Here is a 3,808-nt window from a genome sequence, read left to right on the forward strand (position 1 = left end):
AGACATTGCAGGAGCATAATGTCGTGGAGCGGTTACCGAGGCATGTAACGCTTTGGGCAACGCAGCAGAGGAAGTAGGAGGCAAGTATTATTGGATAAAGTATTTTTTCCTCGGCCCTAAACCTAAAAAACCGAAGGCATTCAAAACGCCTTCGGTTTTTTTATATTGAAATACAGACTAAAAAAATGACAACTCGCCACCCTCAGTTAATCCAGTTAACGACTCATCGGGCGTATCCATAATTTCAAAGGCAGGATCGATCATCGTTGATAAGTAAGTAATAACCTCACCTTCTGGCGAAAGAAACACACGTTTACTAATACAGGCATCACTTGAACCAATACTGGCTAAGTTTTCACCTTGTATTAACGTTGGCAGCCCCATCATCACTTTACAGTCGTAAGCCAGCATCTGATTCTTTGCAGCCCCCACAAGCTGGTTATTTAACTCACCGCACCAATCGCGAAGTTCATCAGCAGTAGGATTTTTCCCCAACGGATACAGCGCTTCAAGTGTCGAGAAATTGGCATTTATGGACGACAGTAGCTTAATGCCATTACCTGCGGCGCTAAGTACTGACAACACACTATCTCCAACAACCTGCTTAGTGCAAGCCGAGGCTTCGAGTATCACCGAGTCTAAACTTAAGCCTGCAGGCGAAAGCACCTCTGTTCCGGCTTGCTCAAAAAGCGATTCAACAACCTCACGCACGCCACCATTTGAATTATTCATAACCTTCCCGTCCTCGTAATTATTACCGCACACCTTCGCTCTTACTGCCGGATAAAAGTATGGTCGAGCTAACCCTGCAATACTTTACCAACACTTTGATGACCCCAGGAGTTTGGCCCGTCAATAAAAAGCATAGCCTAGCTACAGGCAAGTGGCGGTATATCGAGCCGATATAACAAAATATTCCAGTAACAAATAGATCTCAAAAATAATGTCATATCTAGCCCGTTAAATAGCACGCTTTAGCACGATCTGAACTACACAAAATGCACGGCTCAACTATCATTACTTTATTAGCGCAGCCATCTCTAAACATTCGCCGTTGCGTCATTCTTATTGGAGAGTCAAGCACAATGCCCAGCCATCAGGAAGATCGCCGCCAGTACAGTCGAGTCGTCTTTGAAGCCAAAGCGAGCGTCAGCCAAGGCGAGCACAGCTTTATCACCGAGCTTATTGATGTATCACTCAACGGGTTACTGGTTAACACCCCGACGCACTACCACTTGCGCAGTGATATGCCTTGTATGGTGAAAATTGTGCTGTCAGAAGAGGTGCAAATAACCATGCAGGTGGCACTAGTACACAGTGGTGACCAAGCACTGGGGTTTCACTGCACCAGTATTGATATGGATTCCATCACCCATTTACGAAGGCTTATCGAAACAAACCTTGAGGACCCGAATGCCTCTGAGCGAGTTCTAGCAGAACTCGTCATAAAAGCTGAGGCAGCCATTTAAAATAGTAATTAATTCGTAACTATTCAGCCATGCACAAATAGGCCGGCAAAATGATCATTTTCTGGGCCGCTCAAGCCATTTACGACTTTGTGCTCCTGCAAAGTCTACCCCCACGCATCCATGCTGGGGCTGGACGCTATGCAAGCGTTCCTGACGCTTGAATGCCCAGAAAACAATCAGTTCGCCTTTTGGCTGGGCATGATTTCGAACCCACCTGAATAGTTACATTAATTCAACACTACTTCGTGGCACCCTGCACCGCACTTTCGAGCATTTTTGTGCGGTCATCCATTTTGGCTTGAATACCTTTTGCGTCATCCATTAATTGCTTTACGCGTTCAGGTGTTGGTAATAAAGACATCTCCGGGAGTGAAGGCGCAGGCTTTGTTTCAGCAACCGGCGCTTCGGGCATAGGCTCTGGCAGTTTATCTGCTTGAACCACATTAGTTTCGGGGTCAATCATCATGGTTTCAGCAGCTACTGAATCCTCGGGTTTTTTCTGACTGTAATTGATCACGCCATCGGCATCCACCCACTTATAAACCTCGATAGGTTTACCTTCACCATTTTCACCCAAGCTGGGCATTGAAGGTAAGCTCACATCCGGCATTGCATCTTTAAGGGTTGCCATATCGGGCACGGAGAAAGAAGGCATTGACCAATCCATTTCCGCTAGCGGGCTTTTACCGGTCTTTATGTACATTGCGTAGTTAAGAATGCCAAACCCAATCGCTAGCATCATCACCATTTTCACCATTAACCATTTCACGCTGTTCGTCCTATTTGTACGGGCAAGCCATCCAACTTGCCTCAATTGAAGTATAAAGCTATTAGTAGCCGATAAGGGCTTCCAAAATAACAGCATAGTAATCGCAGATCATGACAACACTTGTTTGGTTTACCAACGACTTACGCCTAAGCGATAACGCTGCCTTGCACGCCGCAGCTACCTTAGGCGAACCTATTTTGCCCGTATACCTTGTGGACACCAACAATCCTGCAAACCACACAGGTGCAAGCTTGTGGTGGCTTCACCACAGCTTACTCACTCTTGATCAGCAACTGCAAACACAAGAGGGGAAGCTGCTGGTTCATGTGGGCACAGTACAAAGCCTGCTACCTTTAGCCGAGAAATATCACTGTAAACACATTCATTTTAGCTGTAGTCACGAACCTTGGCAGGCAAAGCAGCAAAAACAATTACAGCAATCAGCCCAGAAACTCGATATAACCTGCCGTCAGTTTGCTGGCCAATTATTACTAGAGCCGAGTACATTACTGAATAAACAAGGCACCCCCTTTAAAGTATTTACCCCCTATTATAAAACCGCTATGGCGCGCCTCGGCCAACCCGCTGCACTGGCCATGCCTAAAAGCTACCCATGGAAAACACACAAGCACAATGCCAGCAGTACACTAAAAAAACTGCAATGGTTACCCAAAAAGCCCAATTGGGCCAAAGCTTTTAGTGAGAACTGGCAACCCGGTGAAGCCGGTGCGCATCAACGGCTAGCCAGCATTATTGAGCAGCTACAAAACTACAGTGTAGAGCGTGACCTTCCCAGCTGCGACGGAACTTCGCTGTTATCGCCGCATTTACATTTTGGGGAAATTAGCCCGCGCCAAGTCTGGCAAACTGTCAGCACGCACTTTCCTTCTGGTGAAGCGGCGCCTTATTTACGCCAGCTATTTTGGCGCGACTTTAGTCACTACCTTGTTCACCACTTTGAGCACATATTAAAAGCGCCCTTCAAAGCCAGTTTCGAGAAATTCCCCTGGAGAAAACCTACCGGCGATACATTACAACGGTGGCAGCAAGGGCAAACAGGCTACCCCTTAGTGGATGCCGGAATGCGCCAGCTTTGGCAAACGGGCTGGATGCACAATCGCGTACGAATGGTTGTCGCATCGTTTTTAACAAAGCATTTACAGCTCCACTGGCAGCACGGTGCCGATTGGTTTTGGGATACCCTACTGGATGCCGACCTCGCAAATAATACTGCTGGCTGGCAATGGGTGGCAGGCTCTGGTGCTGATGCTGCCCCCTACTTTCGTATATTCAACCCGATCACGCAAAGCGAGAGATTCGACAAGCACGGCGACTACATTCGTACCTATGTGCCGGAGCTTGCCAAACTACCCGCTAAATACATACACGCACCCTGGCTAGCCCCCGAAGCCGAACTGAATGCGGCAGGTGTAACTATTGGCCAAAATTACCCAGCCCCCATGGTCGACCACAAGGCGGCTCGCGAGACCGCGCTAGCCGCTTACGCAAGTTTGAAAAGCTAACGTTAGGGACGAGGCAATAATAGTTTATCCAATTAGGCGAAGAGATC

At 47.6% G+C, this 3,808-nt stretch carries 4 protein-coding genes; 2 read left to right on the forward strand and 2 right to left on the reverse strand.

Annotated features, from left to right (window positions below):
- Nucleotides 1–177: 177 nt before the first annotated feature.
- The gene (locus AC3A8L_RS20495) at nt 178–732 is read right to left on the reverse strand and encodes a chemotaxis protein CheX (protein WP_487964132.1); all 555 of its coding nucleotides are present in this window, start codon (nt 730–732) and stop codon (nt 178–180) included.
- A gap of 353 nt (nt 733–1,085) precedes the next feature.
- On the opposite strand from AC3A8L_RS20495, the gene AC3A8L_RS20500 reads away from it, so the two are divergent.
- Nucleotides 1,086–1,469, forward strand: coding sequence for a PilZ domain-containing protein (locus AC3A8L_RS20500; protein WP_487964133.1), 384 nt, complete (start codon nt 1,086–1,088; stop codon nt 1,467–1,469).
- A 238-nt stretch (nt 1,470–1,707) separates the two neighbouring features.
- On the opposite strand, the gene AC3A8L_RS20505 is transcribed toward AC3A8L_RS20500, so the two are convergent.
- The gene (locus AC3A8L_RS20505; RefSeq protein WP_487964134.1) at nt 1,708–2,238 is read right to left on the reverse strand and encodes a DUF4124 domain-containing protein; all 531 of its coding nucleotides are present in this window, start codon (nt 2,236–2,238) and stop codon (nt 1,708–1,710) included.
- Nucleotides 2,239–2,348: 110 nt separating this feature from the next.
- On the opposite strand from AC3A8L_RS20505, the gene AC3A8L_RS20510 reads away from it, so the two are divergent.
- Nucleotides 2,349–3,761 (forward strand): cryptochrome/photolyase family protein, encoded by a 1,413-nt coding sequence (locus AC3A8L_RS20510; protein WP_487964135.1) that lies wholly within the window; start codon nt 2,349–2,351, stop codon nt 3,759–3,761.
- The last annotated feature ends 47 nt before the right edge of the window (nt 3,762–3,808 follow it).

Source organism: Marinagarivorans sp. (assembly GCF_982758155.1).